Genomic DNA, 16,753 nt, shown 5'->3' on the forward strand with positions numbered 1-16,753 from the left:
ATTGATTTTTATGAATTTTATTGGATGTCTCGTCTGATTGCTCGTATCCAAGGTTGGTCGCGTTTTAAAGTGCACTGCACGTTTCCGGGTGCCAGAAAGCGGTGAACAAGAAGCGGTTTGCCACCTTCAGCATTGCCTAACATTGCCGTTCAGGCATCTTTCTGGCATAGGCGGATTGGGTTGGCGGCCACCATGCTGACATAATTACGATAGGGCCGCACGAATGGGCGGGCTTCTGTCCGTCTCGTGAACTGGAGAGGGCGGAGCTCAATGAGTCCAATTCTATGGATTATTGTCGGCGGCTTGCTGTCGATTGTGTATGGCGTTGTTACCGTTTCCGCGCTGATGAAGGCTGATGCCGGCTCGCAGCGCATGCAGGAAATCTCGGATGCGGTCGCTGAAGGCGCGCAGGCTTATCTCAAGCGTCAGTATCTATCGATTTCCATTGTCGGCATCGTCATCTTTCTTGCACTTGGCTATTGGCTCGGCTGGCTGGTTGGTATCGGCTTCCTGATCGGCGCCGTGCTGTCGGGGGCTGCTGGCTTCATCGGCATGAACGTCTCGGTTCGCGCCAACGTGCGCACGGCGCAGGCGGCGACGAAGTCGCTGGGCGCAGGTCTCGACATCGCCTTCAAAGCGGGCGCTGTGACCGGCATGCTGGTCGCCGGTCTCGCCCTTCTCGGCGTTGCCGTCTACTACTGGGTGCTCACCGGTCCGCTTGGATTGCAGATCGCCAATCGCACGGTCATCGATTCCCTGGTGGCGCTCGGCTTCGGCGCTTCGCTGATCTCGATCTTCGCGCGTCTCGGCGGCGGCATCTTCACCAAGGGCGCTGACGTCGGCGCCGATCTGGTCGGCAAGGTGGAAGCTGGCATTCCGGAAGATGATCCGCGTAACCCCGCCACCATCGCCGACAACGTCGGTGACAATGTCGGCGATTGCGCCGGCATGGCGGCCGATTTGTTCGAGACCTATGCGGTGACCGTGGTCGCCACCATGGTGCTTGGCGCGATCTTCTTCGCCAAACAGGCGGTGCTTGGCAGCGCCATGCTCTATCCGCTGGCGATCTGCGCCACCTGCATCGTGACCTCGATCATCGGCACCTACTTCGTCAAGCTGGGCGCCAACAATTCGATCATGGGCGCGCTCTACAAAGGCCTCATCGTCACGGGTGTGTTGTCCGTCGGCGGTCTTGCCCTGGCGACCCACCTGCTGATCGGCTGGGGCGAAATGGGTAGGGTTGCTGGCCAGTCGATCACCGGCACCAACCTGTTCGTCTGCGGCGTCATCGGTCTGATCGTCACCGGCCTGATCGTCTGGGTGACGGAATATTATACCGCGACCGGCAAGCGTCCGGTCGTCTCCATCGCCCAGGCGTCTGTCACGGGCCATGGCACCAACGTGATCCAGGGTCTGGCCGTGTCGCTTGAATCGACGGCGCTGCCGGCCATGGTCATCGTCGGCGGCATCATCGCGACATCGCAGCTCGCGGGCCTCTACGGCACCGCGATCGCGGTCACCACCATGCTGGGTATCGCCGGCATGATCGTGGCGCTCGACGCCTTCGGTCCGGTCACCGACAATGCCGGTGGCATTGCCGAAATGGCCGGCCTGCCGAAGGAAGTGCGTCACTCGACCGATGCGCTCGACGCGGTCGGCAACACCACCAAGGCCGTCACCAAGGGCTATGCCATCGGTTCGGCCGGCCTTGGCGCGCTGGTGCTGTTTGCTGCCTATACCAACGATCTGCAGGCGTTCATCGATGAAGGCCGTCCCTACTTCAAGGACGTTGGCAAGGTCTCGTTCGACCTGGCGAACCCCTATGTCGTGGCCGGTCTGATCTTCGGCGGTCTGATCCCCTATCTGTTCGGTGGCATCGCCATGACGGCGGTGGGTCGCGCAGCGGGCTCGGTGGTCGAGGAAGTGCGGCGGCAGTTCAAGGAAATGCCTGGCATCATGCAGGGCACGCAGCGTCCGGATTACGGCCGCGCCGTGGACATGCTGACCAAGGCGGCGATCAAGGAAATGATCATTCCGTCGCTGCTGCCGGTGCTTGCACCGTTCGTCGCTTACTTCGGCGTGCTGTGGATCTCGGGCTCGAAGGCCAATGCTTTCGCGGCACTCGGCGCTTCGCTGCTCGGCGTGATCGTCAACGGCCTCTTCGTCGCCATCTCGATGACCTCGGGCGGCGGCGCTTGGGACAATGCCAAGAAGAGCTTTGAAGACGGCTTCGTCGACAAGGACGGCGTCAAGCATCTGAAGGGTAGCGAGGCCCATAAGGCTTCCGTCACCGGCGACACCGTCGGCGACCCCTACAAGGATACGGCGGGTCCCGCCGTCAATCCCGCGATCAAGATCACCAATATCGTCGCGCTGCTGCTGCTCGCCATTCTGGCGCATTAGTTTTCTGTTTAGACGCCGCACGGCCCATAGAACGAACGAAGGGCGGGGGAGACCCCGCCCTTTTTCGTGGTTATTCAAAGGTTAACAAGGCGGCCGCCGGGTTCATAAAGCTGTGCTTTAGGCGAGCTAGTTTTGCCTCCGTAACTCCACGGAGGCGGGCAATGACAAACATTACAATGCCGGGAGGCATGGCGACAGAACAGCCGCAAGGCCAACGGCCATCCCTTGAGACCGGGATCAGTCCTCTCACTCTTCTCATTCTTTTCAGCGTTATTGCGATCGGGCTGTTTTATGTGGCCTGGAGCATCCGCACCGACGTTATCGACGCTGGCGTGCCGGCGACGACCTGGGCGCCGTTCCTGCTGCTCGGCGTGGCGCTGCTGATCGCGCTGGGCTTTGAATTCGTCAACGGCTTCCATGACACCGCCAACGCGGTGGCGACGGTGATCTACACCCATTCGCTGCCGGCCAATTTCGCGGTCATGTGGTCGGGCTTCTTCAACTTCCTCGGCGTGCTGATGTCGACGGGGGCGGTGGCCTTTGGCATCGTCTCGCTGCTGCCGGTCGAACTGATCCTGCAGGTCGGCAGCAGCGCCGGCTTCGCCATGGTGTTCGCGCTGCTCGTCGCCGCCATCGCTTGGAACCTCGGCACGTGGTGGCTCGGCCTGCCGGCTTCGTCCTCGCATACGCTGATCGGCTCGATCATCGGTGTCGGCGTCGCCAATGCGATGATGCGTGGGCGCGACGGCACTTCGGGCGTTGACTGGTCGAAGGCGACCGAAATCGGCTATGCGCTGTTGCTGTCGCCGCTCGTCGGCTTCGGTCTTGCCGCGGCTTTGTTCCTGGCCATGAAGGTGCTCATCAAGAATAAGGCGCTTTACGAAGCGCCGAAAGGCAATCAGCCGCCGCCGTGGTGGATCCGCGGCCTGCTGGTCTTCACCTGCACCGGCGTGTCCTTCGCTCACGGCTCGAACGACGGTCAGAAGGGCATGGGCCTGATCATGCTGATCCTGATCGGCACGGTGCCGACGGCCTATGCGCTCAACCGCTCGCTGCCGGAAAGCGAATTGGCTGCGTTCCACAGCCGTTCGGAATCGGCGTCGAGAGTGGTGCAGGAAAAGGGCTACGGCCATGCGATCATCGGCGATCCGCGCCCGGCGGTGACGGCCTATGTCACCGAGCACAAGATCAGCGAAGGCACTTATCCGTCGCTGGCCGTGTTGCTCACGGACATTTCGCGGCAGATCAATGATCACGGCACGATGAACAAGATCCCCGCTGCCGCGGTCGGCAACACCCGTAACGACATGTATCTCGCGTCCGAGGCGATCCGCTTCCTGATGAAGGATAAGGAGAACGATCTCAGCGCCGGCGATGTGAAGGTGCTCAAGGAGTACAAGGAGTCGCTCGATGCGGCGACGCGCTTCATCCCGACCTGGGTGAAAGTGGCGGTCGCCATCGCGCTGGGGCTCGGGACGATGATCGGCTGGAAGCGGATCGTCGTCACCGTGGGCGAAAAGATCGGCAAGACGCATCTGACTTACGCGCAGGGCGCTTCGGCCGAATTGGTGGCGATGGCCACGATTTTTGCCGCCGACAATTACGGCCTGCCGGTGTCGACAACTCATGTGTTGTCGTCAGGCGTGGCGGGCACGATGGCGGCGAACAAGTCGGGCTTGCAATTGTCGACGGTGCGCAATCTGGCGCTGGCCTGGGTGCTCACCCTGCCGGCGGCGATCCTGCTGTCGGGGTCGCTGTACTACATCTTCTCGCATATCTTCTAAGCGATGTGCCGGCGCGGGTGGGAAACCGTCCGTGCCGGCTACAGCCATGCACGACACACTCTCTTCCCAAAATCGCGAAGCCGTGGTCTTCGCCTATCGCTTCGACGAGAGCGGACGCGCCAGCGCGCTGGCGGGTTGTAGCGTCGATGAACTTGCCTCGACGGCACGCGGCTTCGTCTGGGTGCATCTCAATCTGGCCGACGTGCGGGCGCGCAAATTTCTGACGGAGCTGCCGGGTGTGCCGGCCGCCGGCTTGCAAGCGATGCTGCGCTCCAGCGATCACCAGCAGATGCATCACGAAGCCGGGGTGCTGTGGGGTGTTTTCTCCGACCTGGCCCAGGACTTCGATGGCGTCCGGGACGATTTCGCCCATCTCCGTTTTCTGTTGTCCGACCGCTGGCTGGTCAGCGGCCGGCACCATGCCACCCATGCGGCGGAAACCCTGCGCCGGACGATCGAAGCGGGGACCAGTGTCGAGGCGCCGGTGGCGCTGTTCGAGACCCTGGCGGATCATATCGCCGACGGCCTCGACGGGGCGATGATGCGGATGGCGGACGAGCTTGAGGCCAGCGAAGACCGGCTTCTTGCCGACGATAGTTCGAAAGAAGCGCGGGCGCTCGGGGATTTGCGCCGGCAGGGCGTGCGGATTGAACGCAAGCTTGCTGGCGTCCATGCGATTCTGCGCCGGCTCGAGGTTGTCCGGTCAGACGGTCTGAGCCCAGCCATTTTGGCTGCCGTGATCCGGGTCAGCCATCGGTTCGAGATGCTGCACCACGAGGCGCATGGGTTGGTCGAGCGGACACGGCTATTACAGGACGAGGTTTCGAACCAGCTGCAGAGTTCGGCCAATGCCCATCTCTATGTGCTGACCATTCTCAATTCGCTGTTGGCGCCGGCGGTGCTGGTGACCGGATTTTTCGGCATGAACACCGCCGACCTGCCGTTCAAGGATGATCCGGGTGGCACCTGGTATGGCGTGGGGCTGTGCGTCCTGGCGTCCGGGCTGACATTCTGGTTCATGCACCGTCGTGGCGCGGTCGGCAGGAGAAAATACTAAGCTTTGAAATGGGTTATGTGGATTTGATCGGATTCTGATTCAAGTTGTTGTCGTGGCAAATGAAAAGGGCCCAGGCAAAGCAAATTGCGTTTCGTTAGAAACGCAATTTGGCCTGGAATCTTTGTTGTGACGCGTCTTTGTGCCGTTTGACTAAGTCAAACGGCAAAACGCTATGGTCGCGCCCTGAAAATTGCAATGAACTGCACTTCTTAGGTGAAGCGCAGCAGGTTCGACATCATGTTGCGAATGAACGAGGTTTCCGCGCCGGCCGTCGGAGTGGTGCGGGTCACGAAATCGATGACCTTGCCGTCTTCCAGACCGTAATTGGCGATGCGCTGGACTTTTTTGTTCTTGTCGAAATAGACAGCGAAAATGCGCTGGTCCGTGATGGTCGGCTGCATGAAGGCGACTTTGCGCTCGACCTTCTGGCTGATGTAGTACCAGGCGTCACCGCCGATGGTGGACGTGGTGGAGGGCGTGCCGAGCAGCACCAGGGTCTGTTCAGCTGAACTGCCGACCTTTATTTGATTCATGGTCGTTTCGTTGACGACATAGCCGCGATTGATGTCGCCGTCATAACCGAGGCAACCGCCAAGGGACACCGCGAGCGCCGCTGCCAGTGCCAGACCTGCCGATTTCGTCCCGACCTTGAACTTCATCTCTGATTCCCCTCTGCGCTCGCCGGTCCGCCATCGGAGCGCGCGCAACTGCCGCATCTGCGTGATTTTTCTTGCATCAGCGACCGGCGATGCCTAACCCCCGGAAACGCGAAATGCAAGAATAGCGTTTATTGTGGCCCGGGGTGCCGGGCGGTTTCTTGCCAGTGCAGACAGACAAAGCCGATGGCATTCAGCTTCTTCCGCCGCTCCCGCAACCGCCCTGTGATCGAACGGCTTCAGGGCGAGATCATGGCAGCCTCGCGCCAGCCGGCGTTTTTCCTCGATTATCAGGTCACTGACACAGTGTCCGGCCGGTTTGAGCTGTTGTCGCTGCACACCGGCCTCCTGGTCTGGCGGGTCGAGACCTTGCCGGCGCCGGGTCCTGACCTGGCGCAGGACCTGACGGACGCGGTGTTCCATAATATAGACACAGCCCTGCGCGAGATCGGCATCGGTGACGTCTCCATGCCCAAAAAGATGAAGTCCCTGGCCCAGGGCTATCTCGGGCGCACGCTGGCCTATCGAACGGCGCTCGAAGCAGGCGATTTGGGCGCGCTGGCGCAAGCCTTGGCCCGGAATGTTTACGGCGACGAGGGCCGGGCGGGGGATCCTGCCTGCCAGCGTCTCGCCCGCTATACGCAAAGCCTCAACGCCGCCTATAGCCGGCTTGACCTCGAAAGCGCATGGTCTTCGCCGCTGCCGGTGGTCGATGCTGCCACAATCGTCTGATTTTCTGTGTCTGATTTTCTGTCCTGCAATCCTGATCGAACCTTCGGGAGGCCCCATGATCAAGGAAAACCATACCGCGCCGGCCTTCTCCCGTCCGACGCTCGTCAGTGACCTGTTGCGCGATCCGACCCGCCGCTTCGACATCGAGGCCGATGCGAAGGAGCGGGCGGCGCTTGCCGCGCTCAATGGGCTTGATGACATCGCCAGCTTCAAGGCCTCTTTCCAGGCGGTGAAGGCGGGCAAATTCATTCGCATCACCGGCCGGCTCAAGAGCCGGCTGACGCAGCAATGTGTCGTCACCCTCGAGCCGTTCGAAAGCGAAGTTGCCGAGGAGATCGACACGCGTTTCTTGGAGGAGCCGACCGGCCCGGCCATGCGCGCTGCCAAAACGGCCAGAGCGATCAAGGCGGCTGGCAAGGTGACTGGCAAACCGACTGGGAAAGGGGAGAAGGAGGAGCGCCGCACCCCTGCGCCGATCACCGACCCGATGTCCATGGACGAGGATGAGGCGGAGGAGATCGTCGATGGTAAAATCGACCTCGGGGCGCTGGCGGGGGAGTTTCTGACCCTGGCGCTCGACCCCTATCCGCGCAAGCCGGGCGCGACTTTCGACCTTCCGGCGGAGGATGATGGCGAGAAGTCGCCGTTTTCCATGTTGGGCGACCTCAAGAACGGTGCCAACCGCAAGAAAACGTAAGATTTCTTGTCAGAACGTGGTCGGCTTTGGGATTGCCTTCCGATTGCAAACGGCTATTGTCCGCGCCTGAAATTTGGCCCGCCGGTTTGTTCGTGCAGGGCGGGAGCTTTTGTTGGATGGCGAAACCGGTCAGGATTTCTCTGGACGGTATGGGTGGTGATCATGGCCCCTCGGTCGTCGTCGAAGGCGCGGCCTTGGCGCATGAACGCCGTCCCGATACTCAGTTTCTGATCTACGGCGACGAGGCCATCATCGCGCCGCTGCTGGCGAAGCATGCGAAGCTGGCGGCGAATACGAAGCTTATTCACGCCGCCGTTGCGGTGCGGATGGACGACAAGCCGAGCCAGGCCCTGCGCAGGGGCCGCCGTGTTTCGTCCATGTGGATGGCGATCGAGGCGGTCAAGCGCGACGAGGCCGACGTGGCCGTGTCGGCTGGCAATACCGGCGCGCTGATGGCGATGGCGAAAGTCTGCCTGCATACGATGGCGCAGATCGATCGGCCGGCACTGGCGGCGCTGTGGCCGACCGTGCGTGGCGAATCCGTCGTGCTCGATCTTGGCGCGTCGATCGGCGCCGACGCGCAGCATCTTGTCGATCTCGCGGTGATGGGCGCCGCGATGGCGCGGATTGTCCTCGATATTGAGAAACCGACGGTGGGCCTGCTCAATGTCGGCGTCGAGGAGATCAAGGGGATCGAAGAGGTCAAGGCGGCCAATCGCATCCTGCGCACCGTCAACCTGCCGCATCTCAATTATCACGGTTTCGTCGAGGGCGACGATCTGGGCGCCGGCACCACCGACGTGGTGGTGACGGAAGGGTTTACCGGCAATATCGCCCTGAAGACGGCTGAAGGCACGGCGCGGCAGATCGCGCGCTATCTGCGCGAAGCCATGGGCGCGAGCCTGATGTCGAAAATCGGATATCTGTTCGCGCGCAAGGCTTTCGATGCGTTGCGTGCGAAAATGGATCCGCGCAGCGTCAACGGCGGTGTCTTTCTTGGTCTCGATGGATTGGTGATCAAGAGCCACGGCTCCACCGATGCATTGGGCTACTGCGGCGCCATTGAAATTGCCTACGACGTGGTACGTCATGATCTCATGAGCCGTATCCGCGATCTCATCTCGCTGTCGCAGGATCTGCGCACAGCGGAAACGCGGTCTCTGGCCGCAGAAACTGAAGCGCCTGTCGCCAGCGACGGCGCAACTCTCTAGTCGGACAAAATGGTCGAAAGCTCGCAGAAGATTTGGCGTTCGGTGGTTGAAGGCGTAGGCGCCTTTCTGCCGGAGCGCGTTATGACAAACGCAGATCTGGAAAAGGTGGTCGATACGACCAGCGAATGGATCGAACAGCGCACGGGGATTCGCGAGCGGCATATGGCCGCCGATGGCGAGACCACATCGGTGTTGGCGACTAAGGCGGCGCATGCGGCAATGATGGCCGCCGGCTGCACGGCCGACGATATCGATCTGATCGTCCTGGCGACCTCGACGCCCGACTACACGTTTCCCGCGACGGCGACGCAGGTGCAGGCGGCGCTTGGCATCACGCGCGGCGCGGCATTTGATCTGCAGGCGGTCTGTTCTGGCTTCGTCTATGCGATGAGCGTCGCCGATAAATTCTTGACCACCGGCGCCAGCGAGCGAGCGCTGGTGATCGGCGCCGAAACATTTTCGCGTCTCCTCGATTGGAACGATCGCACCACCTGCGTGCTGTTCGGCGATGGGGCTGGCGCTGTCGTGCTTGGCCGCCAGCGCGGCGAGGGAACGATAGAAGATCGCGGTGTGCTCACCTCGCATCTGCGCTCTGATGGGCGGCATCGCCAGAAGCTCTATGTCGACGGTGGTCCCTCGAGCACTGGCACGGTCGGCCATCTGCGCATGCAGGGACGCGAGGTTTTCCGGCACGCGGTCGGCATGGTCGCCGACGTGATGGACGATGCGTTTAAGGCGACCGGCCTTTCAGCTGAAAAACTCGATTGGTTCGTGCCGCATCAGGCCAACGAGCGCATCATCGATGCTTCTGCCGATAAGATGGGCCTTGCCCGCGAAAAGATCATCAAGACGGTCTCTCTGCACGGCAATACGTCGGCGGCATCGATCCCTCTGGCCCTGAATGCCGGGGTGGCCGATGGGAGGATCAAGCCGGGCGATTTGGTGATGATTGAGGCCATGGGCGGCGGCTTTACATGGGGTTCCGCCATTATTCGGTGGTAAGTCACTGTATACATTTTCAATTTGGCGTTATGCTCTTGACATTCGGGTGATTTTTTTAGAGACCGTAGGTTGTTTTTGATAAATTATTTTGGATGTTTCTATGACCGACAGCAGTGGAAAGAGCCCCACTAATATTACCCGGGCCGATCTCGCCGAGGCAGTCTATCGGCGCGTTGGGCTTTCCCGGGTGGAATCGGCTGAGCTTGTCGAACTCGTCATCAACGAGATTTGCGACGAGCTGGTGCGCGGCAACAATGTGAAATTGTCGTCGTTCGGCTCGTTTCTCGTGCGTTCGAAAGGTCAGAGAATCGGCCGCAATCCGAAAACCGGCGTCGAGGTTCCGATCACGCCGCGGCAGGTCATGGTGTTCAAGCCCTCCAATATCCTCAAGGCGCGGGTCAACGGCGAGACCGTCCCGGACGAGGAAGAGTAAGGCTCTCAGCCGCAAGCTGTCGCGAATCGCCCTGGCGCGATAGACTGGCCGCCTCCTGTCCCTCGCGACGGATTTATCGGCCATGGACAAGCAAGCAGACGCATTTCGGACGATCAGCGAGGCAGCCGATGCGCTCGGATTGCCGCAGCACGTCTTGCGCTTCTGGGAGACGCGGTTTCCGCAGATCAAGCCGCTGAAACGCGGTGGCGGCCGGCGCTATTACCGGCCCGACGACGTGCATCTGCTCTCGGCGATCCAGCGTCTTCTCTATAACGATGGCTATACGATCAAAGGCGTCCAGCGCATTCTAAAAGAGCAGGGCGCCAAGGCCGTCATCGCGCTCGGCCAGAATGGGCCGGAGGGCGGCAACCCCGCACCGGCGGGGCCGCAACTCGTCGGGCGAATGCACCCCGATATTCTCGACGACGACGATACGGAACAAGACGAGCCAGCCGGCTATCCGCGTGCTCTGGAAGCGCCGCCGGCGCGCCGCCCCAGCCCGTCAGGCGCTTCAGCCCAGGACCTGCGGGCGCTGCTGACGGTGATCGACGGCTGCATCAACCTGCTGGAGACCGCCGAAGCTTAGAGCTTTTCGGTTTGATCCATTTTCTTCACGCGAACCGAAGTTCACTTCGCTTGAAAATGCATTAGGCAACACATCCTGTTAGGATCGTTCGTCTGCGGTTGCGAGTGCCGAACCCTTTGTCTATAGGTGTCGCCGTCGGAGTGTAGCGCAGCCTGGTTAGCGCACCTGTCTGGGGGACAGGGGGTCGTGGGTTCGAATCCCGCCACTCCGACCACTTCAAGCCATTGAAGTCTCGTTTCGGGCCGCTGCGAAGCAGTGCGGATAGGCTTTGCCATCGTCGATGGGCGGTTTCGGGGCGCTTGGCGTGGCTCTTAAATTCTCAAGGACACGCCTACCGTCCTGTGTTAAGCAGCCGGCCGGGTCGTGAATCTTATATAATATATTCCATATCTATCATTTAAGATATTGAAAATAAATATCTTTTTATTGTTTCTGGGTTGGATGAGAAAGCAGGGCTGGTCAGTTTCCATTTCGAGACTGCCGCTCGGGAGGCGGACGGAGGAAACAGTGGATCTCGACGAGTTTGTGCGCGAATCAGATCGCCGTGGCGGCCCTAACACGCCGGATTGCACCGCCTATTGGATGAACTGGATCTATCAGCCGCAAGTGGCGATCGATCAGACGCTCGATCCACGGAGCGATGAGTATTGCGTGCAACAGCTGGCGCTCTACGAGGAAATGTCGGGGCGTCGTTTCGACCAATATGCCAATGAGCTCACCGCTTTCGACCTGGAGCGGAATATTCTCGCCCCGAATGGCTATGACCATTCCGATCCGAAGATTTTAGCCCACCAGATCGCACAGCTGGCTCATATGTTTCGCCGCGTGCCGATGGTGCGTGGCCAGCATCTCCTGGATATGGGATGCGGATGGGGGCTGTCGTCGGAATTCGGTGCCACGATTGGTCTCAATGTCACGGCCGTCGACATCAATCCGCAGTTCATTGAACTGGTGCGCCGCAGGGCTGAACGCCTGAGCTTGCCGATCCAAACGGTCATGGGATCGTTCGACGATGCGGCGTTGCCGCCATCCTACGATCTCGTCCTGTTTTATGAATGCCTGCATCACGCCTATAAGCCGTGGGAGCTGATCGCGAAACTTGCTCGCAATCTGTCGCCTGGTGGCCACTTTCTCATCGCCGGAGAACCGCTGATCAGTGACTGGAAGCACTGGGGCATGCGGCTCGATCCCTTGGCCACCTATTGCATCCGCAAGTTCGGGTGGTTCGAATCCGGGTGGTCCCTGGAATTCGTCTGCAGCATGTTCGAGGAACTCGGTATGGGCGTCGAGGTCGATCATGGCGGCCCAGCGCAGTTCGGCGCCAATTTTATCGCCGGGTTCAATATTCCCCAACGGGTACGAGTGGCGGCGACGGCATCGCGTCCCTGGCACGCACGTCTGCGTTCGGCATTAAACCTGGCTTGATTTTCTGCCCAACATTTGCCCATCGAAAGCTCGGCAACTCCGACTGGTCGAGTCAGGCTTAGCGTGCACTGCAACGGCACAAAGCGCTGCAAGATCAGTGCTTCACGCATCGTCCTCCGTATAAATCACGGTTGAGGTCGTGCCTCGACCGTTGTAGGCTTTGCTCGTTCGCGTGGGTGGGTCTCGGAAACCACTGGCACACAATGCATAGGGGAGCGGTGTGCCAGCTTCAGGACCACGCAAGCGAGCCATTTGAAGAAGGGGTTAGCTTCAGAGCATCCGGTTCAGCAGGACCGCAATAAAAATAAAAAAAGCGTCATTCGAGTGGAAGGGCAATGACAATGAACACAGCCGTGAACACCGCTGGAAAATCCAAACGTGGTTTTGCATCCATGAGCGTGGAGAAACGCCAGGAGATCGCTCGCATGGGCGGCCTCTCGGTCAAGCCGGAGAACCGCGCTTTCTCAAAAGACAAGAAGTTGGCGGTTAAGGCCGGCCGTAAAGGCGGATCATCCGTCGGCCCGCAAAATCGTGCCTTCACGCGCGATCCGGCGCTAGCCTCAGCTGCTGGACGCAAAGGCGGTTTGGCCCGCGCGGCGGACAACGAGTAGCACGGATCCAACAGCGCTGATCTTCGCGCGCCGTCACACGGCTCTAGGCCGTGCGGCGGCGTGTTTTGCATGTGGAGCTCTTTTTGATGATGCAGTGCGCATGAGGCGCTTGTTCGTTTAGATGATCATCGGCATCGATCCATCGGACAAGAGAAAGCAAGCCTGTGACTGGTACGTCGACATCACCATTCTGGACATTCTCATTGCGCTTCTATCGGCTCGAAGGGGTCGCGCCCGCCTGTCTTGAAATGCAGGACTTGAAGGGCGTCGACGTGAACGTGCTGCTGTTCCTTTTGTTCCTCGGCCACAACGGCAGGGCCTTGTCGCAAGCCGATATGGCGGCGATCGATGCGGCGGTGGCTGGATGGCGCGCCGAGGCGGTCGTGCCGCTGCGGGCGGTGCGTCGTTTCCTGCGCGCGCCGCCGCCGAGCGTCGATGCCACCGCTGCCGGCGCTTTGCGCGAGCGGATCAAGGCGGTCGAGCTTGAAGCCGAGCGGTTGCAGCAGGAGGCGCTGTTCGCCCTGCGGCCCATAGCTGACTGGGGCACAAACGGGAACGCCGGGGCGCCTTCCGGCAATGTTGCCGCCTATGGCGCTCATCTGCGCACTATCTTGCCGGCGGCCGCCGTCAATCTGCTGCTGGAGCGGCTGGCCAGCCTGCCGGCTGCATCGTCAGCTTGACGAGGCGCGTCCGAGCAGGCACTTCGAAGTCAATCAAGGAGTGAAACGTGGCAAGCGCAGATAAGCAGCGGATCATCGTCGGTATCAGTGGCGCCTCGGGCGTCGTCTATGGGGTGCGCATGCTCGAAGTGCTGCGCAAGGCCGGCATCGAGACCCATCTGGTGATGAGCAAGGCGGCGGAAATGACGCTCGGCTATGAGTCCGATCTCAAGGCCAAGGACGTGCGCGACATGGCCGATGTCGCGCATCCGGTCGCCGACATCGGCGCCTCGATTTCATCGGGCTCCTTTCGCACCTTGGGCATGGTGGTCATTCCCTGTTCGATCCGCACCATGAGCGAGATCGCCACCGGCGTCACCTCGTCACTGATGAGCCGCGCCGCCGACGTGGTGTTGAAGGAGCGTCGCCGGCTGGTGCTGGCGGTGCGTGAAACGCCGTTGCATACGGGGCATCTGCGCACCATGCTGCAATTGTCGGAGATGGGCGCGGTCATCTCGCCGCTGATGCCGGCTTTTTACAACAAGCCGCAGTCGGTCGAGGATATCATCGATCACAGCGTTGGGCGCATTGTCGATCTCTTCGGCCTCGATGCCGGCATCGTCAGACGCTGGAAGGACGATGGCTCGGAATCTTGAGCGACAACGATTGAACAACAATGATTGAACTTGCCTGCGCCGATGCGCGCGCCAGCATCGCGCTGCTGGGCGGCGAGTTGCGTGCATGGCGTGTCGGCGGCCAGGAGCTGATCTGGACACCAGATCCCGCGATCTGGAATGCCAGCGCGCCAGTGTTGTTTCCGATTGTCGGCTGGGCGCGCGAGGGCGCGATCCGTGTCGGCGGCAAACGCTATCCGATCGGCGTCCACGGCTTCGCCGCCGCTTCGTTGTTTGCCATCGAAGCGCAGCGGGCGGATGAGGTGACGCTGGCGTTCCGTGACGATGCACGAAGTCGGGCCCACTATCCGTTCGGCTTCCGTTTCTCGATCACCTATCGCCTGTCGCCCACGGCGCTGGGGATTGATATAGCGGTCGCCAACACGGGCGACGAGATGATGCCCTATGCCTGCGGGCTGCATCCGGGCTTTCGCTGGCCCTTTGCTGGTGGCGCGCAGGAGCAGTATGCGATCCGCTTCGCCGAGGCCGAGGTACCGAGCGTTCCCGTCATCGCGCCGGGCGGGCAGTTCAGCGCGCGCCGGCGGGCAATCCCCCTCAGCGGCCGCGATCTGCCGCTGATACCAGGTCTGTTTGCCGCCGAGGCCCTGTGCTTCCTTGATGCTGCCAGCCGGCAGGTCGATTTTATCGCGCCGGATGGGCAGCGCCTGTCCGTCGCCACCCAGGGCTTTCCCCATTGGGCGCTGTGGTCGCGGCCCGGTGCGCCGTTCCTGTCGATCGAATCGTGGAGCGGCCACGGCGATCCGGAAGGCTTTGACGGCGAACTGGCCGACAAGCCGTCGATGATCCTGCTGCAGCCGGGGCAGACGCGCCGCCACGGCGCGACCTATGCCTTGCATCCCGCCGTGTGAATGCGCGCCGTATTGACGCGGCGAAAGTGGGCCAGCAGCGATCCCATGGCGCACAGCCATGCATTCCAAGGCTTTATCGAACGGTGGGATTCGCCCACAAAATAAGGCCTGTTCGCAGGCGAGCGATGCTGCAATCACCGCCCTTGGCATGAGCCGCTATCTCTGCGAAGAGGGCGCGTCCAGATTTCGCCGCCCTGAAGCTGAGGCCGCCGCCATGTCAGAAACTCTCGCATCCAATGCTCCCGCCGCCGCCAAGCCGGCGTTCATCATCGATGGCAAGGCGATCTCGCAGCGTGTCCTGCAGGACGTGGCGGCTGAGACGGCGCAGCGCGGCCTGAAGCCGGGGCTGGCGGTGGTGCTCGTTGGCGAGGATCCGGCGAGCCAGGTCTATGTGAAATCGAAGGGCCGGGCGGCGGAAAGCTGTGGCTTCCATTCCGTTCAGCACACGTTGCCGGTCGATACCAGCGAGGCCGATGTGTTGGCGCTGGTGGCGGCGCTCAACGCTGATCCGGCCATCCACGGCATTCTGGTGCAATTGCCGCTGCCGCCGCATATCAACGCCACCCGCGTGCTCGAGCTGATCCTGCCGGCCAAGGACGTTGACGGTTTTCACCCGGTGAATGCCGGCTTGCTGTCGATCGGCGATATCGAGCGGGCTCTGGTGCCGTGCACGCCGGCGGGCTCGATGGTGCTGATCGACGAGGCGGTGAAGGCCCTGGGCGTGCGTCTTGCCGGCCTGGAGGCCGTGGTGGTTGGTCGCTCCAACATCGTCGGCAAGCCGATGGCGCAATTGCTGCTGGGCCGGAACTGCACGGTCACCATTGCCCATTCGCGCACGCGCGATCTGGCCGAAACGGTCGGCCGGGCCGATGTTCTCGTCGCTGCTGTCGGGCGGCCCGAAATGATCAAGGGCGAGTGGATCAAACCCGGTGCCATTGTCATCGATGTCGGCATTAACCGCGTTCCGGGGGAGGGGCTGACCAAGGACGGCAAGCCGAAAACCCGGCTTGTCGGCGATGTCGCCTACGCCACGGCGGCGGTGCGGGCTGGGGCGATCACCCCGGTGCCGGGCGGTGTCGGCCCGATGACCATCGCCATGCTGATGCGAAATACCCTGACGGCAGCGACGCGCACCAGCATGTGACAAGCCACACCCCGCAGGGCGCGGCGGAGTGGCAGTATAGGGTAGCCCCGTCGGCGGTTCATGCTAGATTGCCGCACACTGATTTCTGGGGCCTAACAGCGGCAGGGACCCGTTATGCAGACTTTGGCGCGTATACCCTTCTTCAAGGACACGTCGGACATCGATCTGACGTTGTTCGACCGACGTTGTACGTGGAAACGCTACGACCAGAACGAGATCGTCGTCGATTTCGAGGATCGTTCGTCCGACGTTTACTTCATCCTGTCTGGCGACGTGCGCGTTCTCATCCGCACAGCCGCGGGCAAGGAAGTGATCCTGGCCGAGATGAAGGCCGGCCAGTTCTTCGGCGAAATGTCGGCGATCGACAGCGTCGCGCGCTCCGCCAATGTCACGGCGTTGACGCGTAGCGAGCTTTGCATCATGCCGGCGGCGGTTTTTCGCGAACTGCTGTTCGGTTCCCGCTCAATTTGTGAAAAGGTGATGCGTCTGCTCACCGGCCGCATTCGTGAAAGCAATGCGCGCCTCACCGAATATTCGATCTTCGACCTCAAACACAGGCTCTATGCTGAATTGTTGCGCATCTCCGCTCCCCGCACTGGCCACGATGGCCAGCGTATCGTCAGTCCGCCGCCGTTCCATCATGTACTCGCGGCCCGCATCGGCTGCCGGCGTGAGCAGATCACGCGCGAATTGTCGGCGCTCGATCATGAAACACTGGTCGAGAAATCACGCGGTGGTCTCGTTCTCCTGAAGCCCAAGGTTTTGGAGGCGCGCCTCGCCGAAGCCATGCGCAACGAAGGCTGACCTGCA

At 61.3% G+C, this 16,753-nt stretch carries 17 protein-coding genes and 1 tRNA gene; 17 read left to right on the plus strand and 1 reads right to left on the minus strand.

All coding sequences use genetic code 11. The annotated features are described in order from the left end of the window. Positions 1 to 270 precede the first annotated feature (270 nt). The 3 genes from BLW50_RS04865 (at position 271) to BLW50_RS04875 (ending at position 5,244) form a co-directional block, all read left to right on the plus strand. On the plus strand, positions 271 to 2,403 hold the full coding sequence (locus tag BLW50_RS04865; protein ID WP_090698275.1) for a sodium-translocating pyrophosphatase: 2,133 nt from the start codon (positions 271 to 273) through the stop codon (positions 2,401 to 2,403). Positions 2,404 to 2,564: 161 nt separating this feature from the next. Then, positions 2,565 to 4,187: an inorganic phosphate transporter gene (locus tag BLW50_RS04870; protein WP_090698279.1), complete on the plus strand. Its 1,623-nt coding sequence runs from the start codon at positions 2,565 to 2,567 to the stop codon at positions 4,185 to 4,187. Positions 4,188 to 4,218: 31 nt separating this feature from the next. Continuing rightward, complete coding sequence (locus BLW50_RS04875) at positions 4,219 to 5,244, plus strand: CorA family divalent cation transporter (RefSeq protein WP_139267471.1); 1,026 nt, start codon at positions 4,219 to 4,221, stop codon at positions 5,242 to 5,244. A gap of 209 nt (positions 5,245 to 5,453) precedes the next feature. On the opposite strand, the gene BLW50_RS04880 is transcribed toward BLW50_RS04875, so the two are convergent. Next, positions 5,454 to 5,903 carry an outer membrane protein assembly factor BamE gene (locus tag BLW50_RS04880; protein ID WP_090698285.1) on the minus strand — a complete coding sequence of 150 codons (450 nt, stop codon included), beginning with the start codon at positions 5,901 to 5,903 and terminating at the stop codon, positions 5,454 to 5,456. 183 nt (positions 5,904 to 6,086) lie between these two features. Here BLW50_RS04880 and BLW50_RS04885 point away from each other — a divergent pair, with 183 nt between their 5' ends. The 14 genes from BLW50_RS04885 (at position 6,087) to BLW50_RS04950 (ending at position 16,747) form a co-directional block, all read left to right on the plus strand. Then, positions 6,087 to 6,632 (plus strand): ubiquinol-cytochrome C chaperone family protein, encoded by a 546-nt coding sequence (locus BLW50_RS04885; RefSeq protein WP_090698288.1) that lies wholly within the window; start codon positions 6,087 to 6,089, stop codon positions 6,630 to 6,632. A gap of 55 nt (positions 6,633 to 6,687) precedes the next feature. Further along, positions 6,688 to 7,329, plus strand: a complete 642-nt coding sequence (locus tag BLW50_RS04890; protein ID WP_170849988.1) for a YceD family protein — start codon at positions 6,688 to 6,690, stop codon at positions 7,327 to 7,329. Positions 7,330 to 7,445: 116 nt separating this feature from the next. After that, positions 7,446 to 8,540 (plus strand): phosphate acyltransferase PlsX, encoded by a 1,095-nt coding sequence (plsX, locus tag BLW50_RS04895; RefSeq protein WP_090698293.1) that lies wholly within the window; start codon positions 7,446 to 7,448, stop codon positions 8,538 to 8,540. A 9-nt stretch (positions 8,541 to 8,549) separates the two neighbouring features. Then, positions 8,550 to 9,542 carry a beta-ketoacyl-ACP synthase III gene (locus BLW50_RS04900; protein WP_090698295.1) on the plus strand — a complete coding sequence of 331 codons (993 nt, stop codon included), beginning with the start codon at positions 8,550 to 8,552 and terminating at the stop codon, positions 9,540 to 9,542. A gap of 100 nt (positions 9,543 to 9,642) precedes the next feature. Beyond that, entirely contained in the window at positions 9,643 to 9,975 is a 333-nt protein-coding gene (locus BLW50_RS04905; RefSeq protein ID WP_090698297.1) for an integration host factor subunit alpha, read from the plus strand. An 82-nt stretch (positions 9,976 to 10,057) separates the two neighbouring features. Continuing rightward, complete coding sequence (locus tag BLW50_RS04910; RefSeq protein ID WP_090698300.1) at positions 10,058 to 10,561, plus strand: MerR family transcriptional regulator; 504 nt, start codon at positions 10,058 to 10,060, stop codon at positions 10,559 to 10,561. Between the two features lie 136 nt (positions 10,562 to 10,697). Beyond that, positions 10,698 to 10,775: transfer RNA gene (locus BLW50_RS04915), tRNA-Pro, on the plus strand. Between the two features lie 293 nt (positions 10,776 to 11,068). Next, the gene (locus tag BLW50_RS04920) at positions 11,069 to 11,986 is read left to right on the plus strand and encodes an SAM-dependent methyltransferase (protein WP_170849989.1); all 918 of its coding nucleotides are present in this window, start codon (positions 11,069 to 11,071) and stop codon (positions 11,984 to 11,986) included. 341 nt (positions 11,987 to 12,327) lie between these two features. Further along, a complete protein-coding gene (locus tag BLW50_RS04925) occupies positions 12,328 to 12,597 on the plus strand; it encodes a con-10 family general stress protein (RefSeq protein WP_090698307.1) in 270 nt (89 codons plus the stop codon). Between the two features lie 164 nt (positions 12,598 to 12,761). Beyond that, on the plus strand, positions 12,762 to 13,277 hold the full coding sequence (locus tag BLW50_RS04930) for a TIGR02444 family protein (RefSeq protein WP_170849990.1): 516 nt from the start codon (positions 12,762 to 12,764) through the stop codon (positions 13,275 to 13,277). Between the two features lie 47 nt (positions 13,278 to 13,324). Beyond that, positions 13,325 to 13,912, plus strand: a complete 588-nt coding sequence (locus BLW50_RS04935; protein WP_090698312.1) for a UbiX family flavin prenyltransferase — start codon at positions 13,325 to 13,327, stop codon at positions 13,910 to 13,912. A gap of 20 nt (positions 13,913 to 13,932) precedes the next feature. Next, complete coding sequence (locus BLW50_RS04940) at positions 13,933 to 14,799, plus strand: aldose 1-epimerase family protein (RefSeq protein ID WP_090698315.1); 867 nt, start codon at positions 13,933 to 13,935, stop codon at positions 14,797 to 14,799. 214 nt (positions 14,800 to 15,013) lie between these two features. Beyond that, positions 15,014 to 15,943, plus strand: a complete 930-nt coding sequence (gene folD, locus BLW50_RS04945) for a bifunctional 5,10-methylenetetrahydrofolate dehydrogenase/5,10-methenyltetrahydrofolate cyclohydrolase (RefSeq protein ID WP_090708721.1) — start codon at positions 15,014 to 15,016, stop codon at positions 15,941 to 15,943. A gap of 114 nt (positions 15,944 to 16,057) precedes the next feature. Continuing rightward, a complete protein-coding gene (locus tag BLW50_RS04950; RefSeq protein ID WP_090698318.1) occupies positions 16,058 to 16,747 on the plus strand; it encodes a Crp/Fnr family transcriptional regulator in 690 nt (229 codons plus the stop codon). The last annotated feature ends 6 nt before the right edge of the window (positions 16,748 to 16,753 follow it).

Origin of the sequence: Beijerinckia sp. 28-YEA-48 (assembly GCF_900104955.1) — a bacterium.
GTDB lineage: Bacteria > Pseudomonadota > Alphaproteobacteria > Rhizobiales > Beijerinckiaceae > Terripilifer.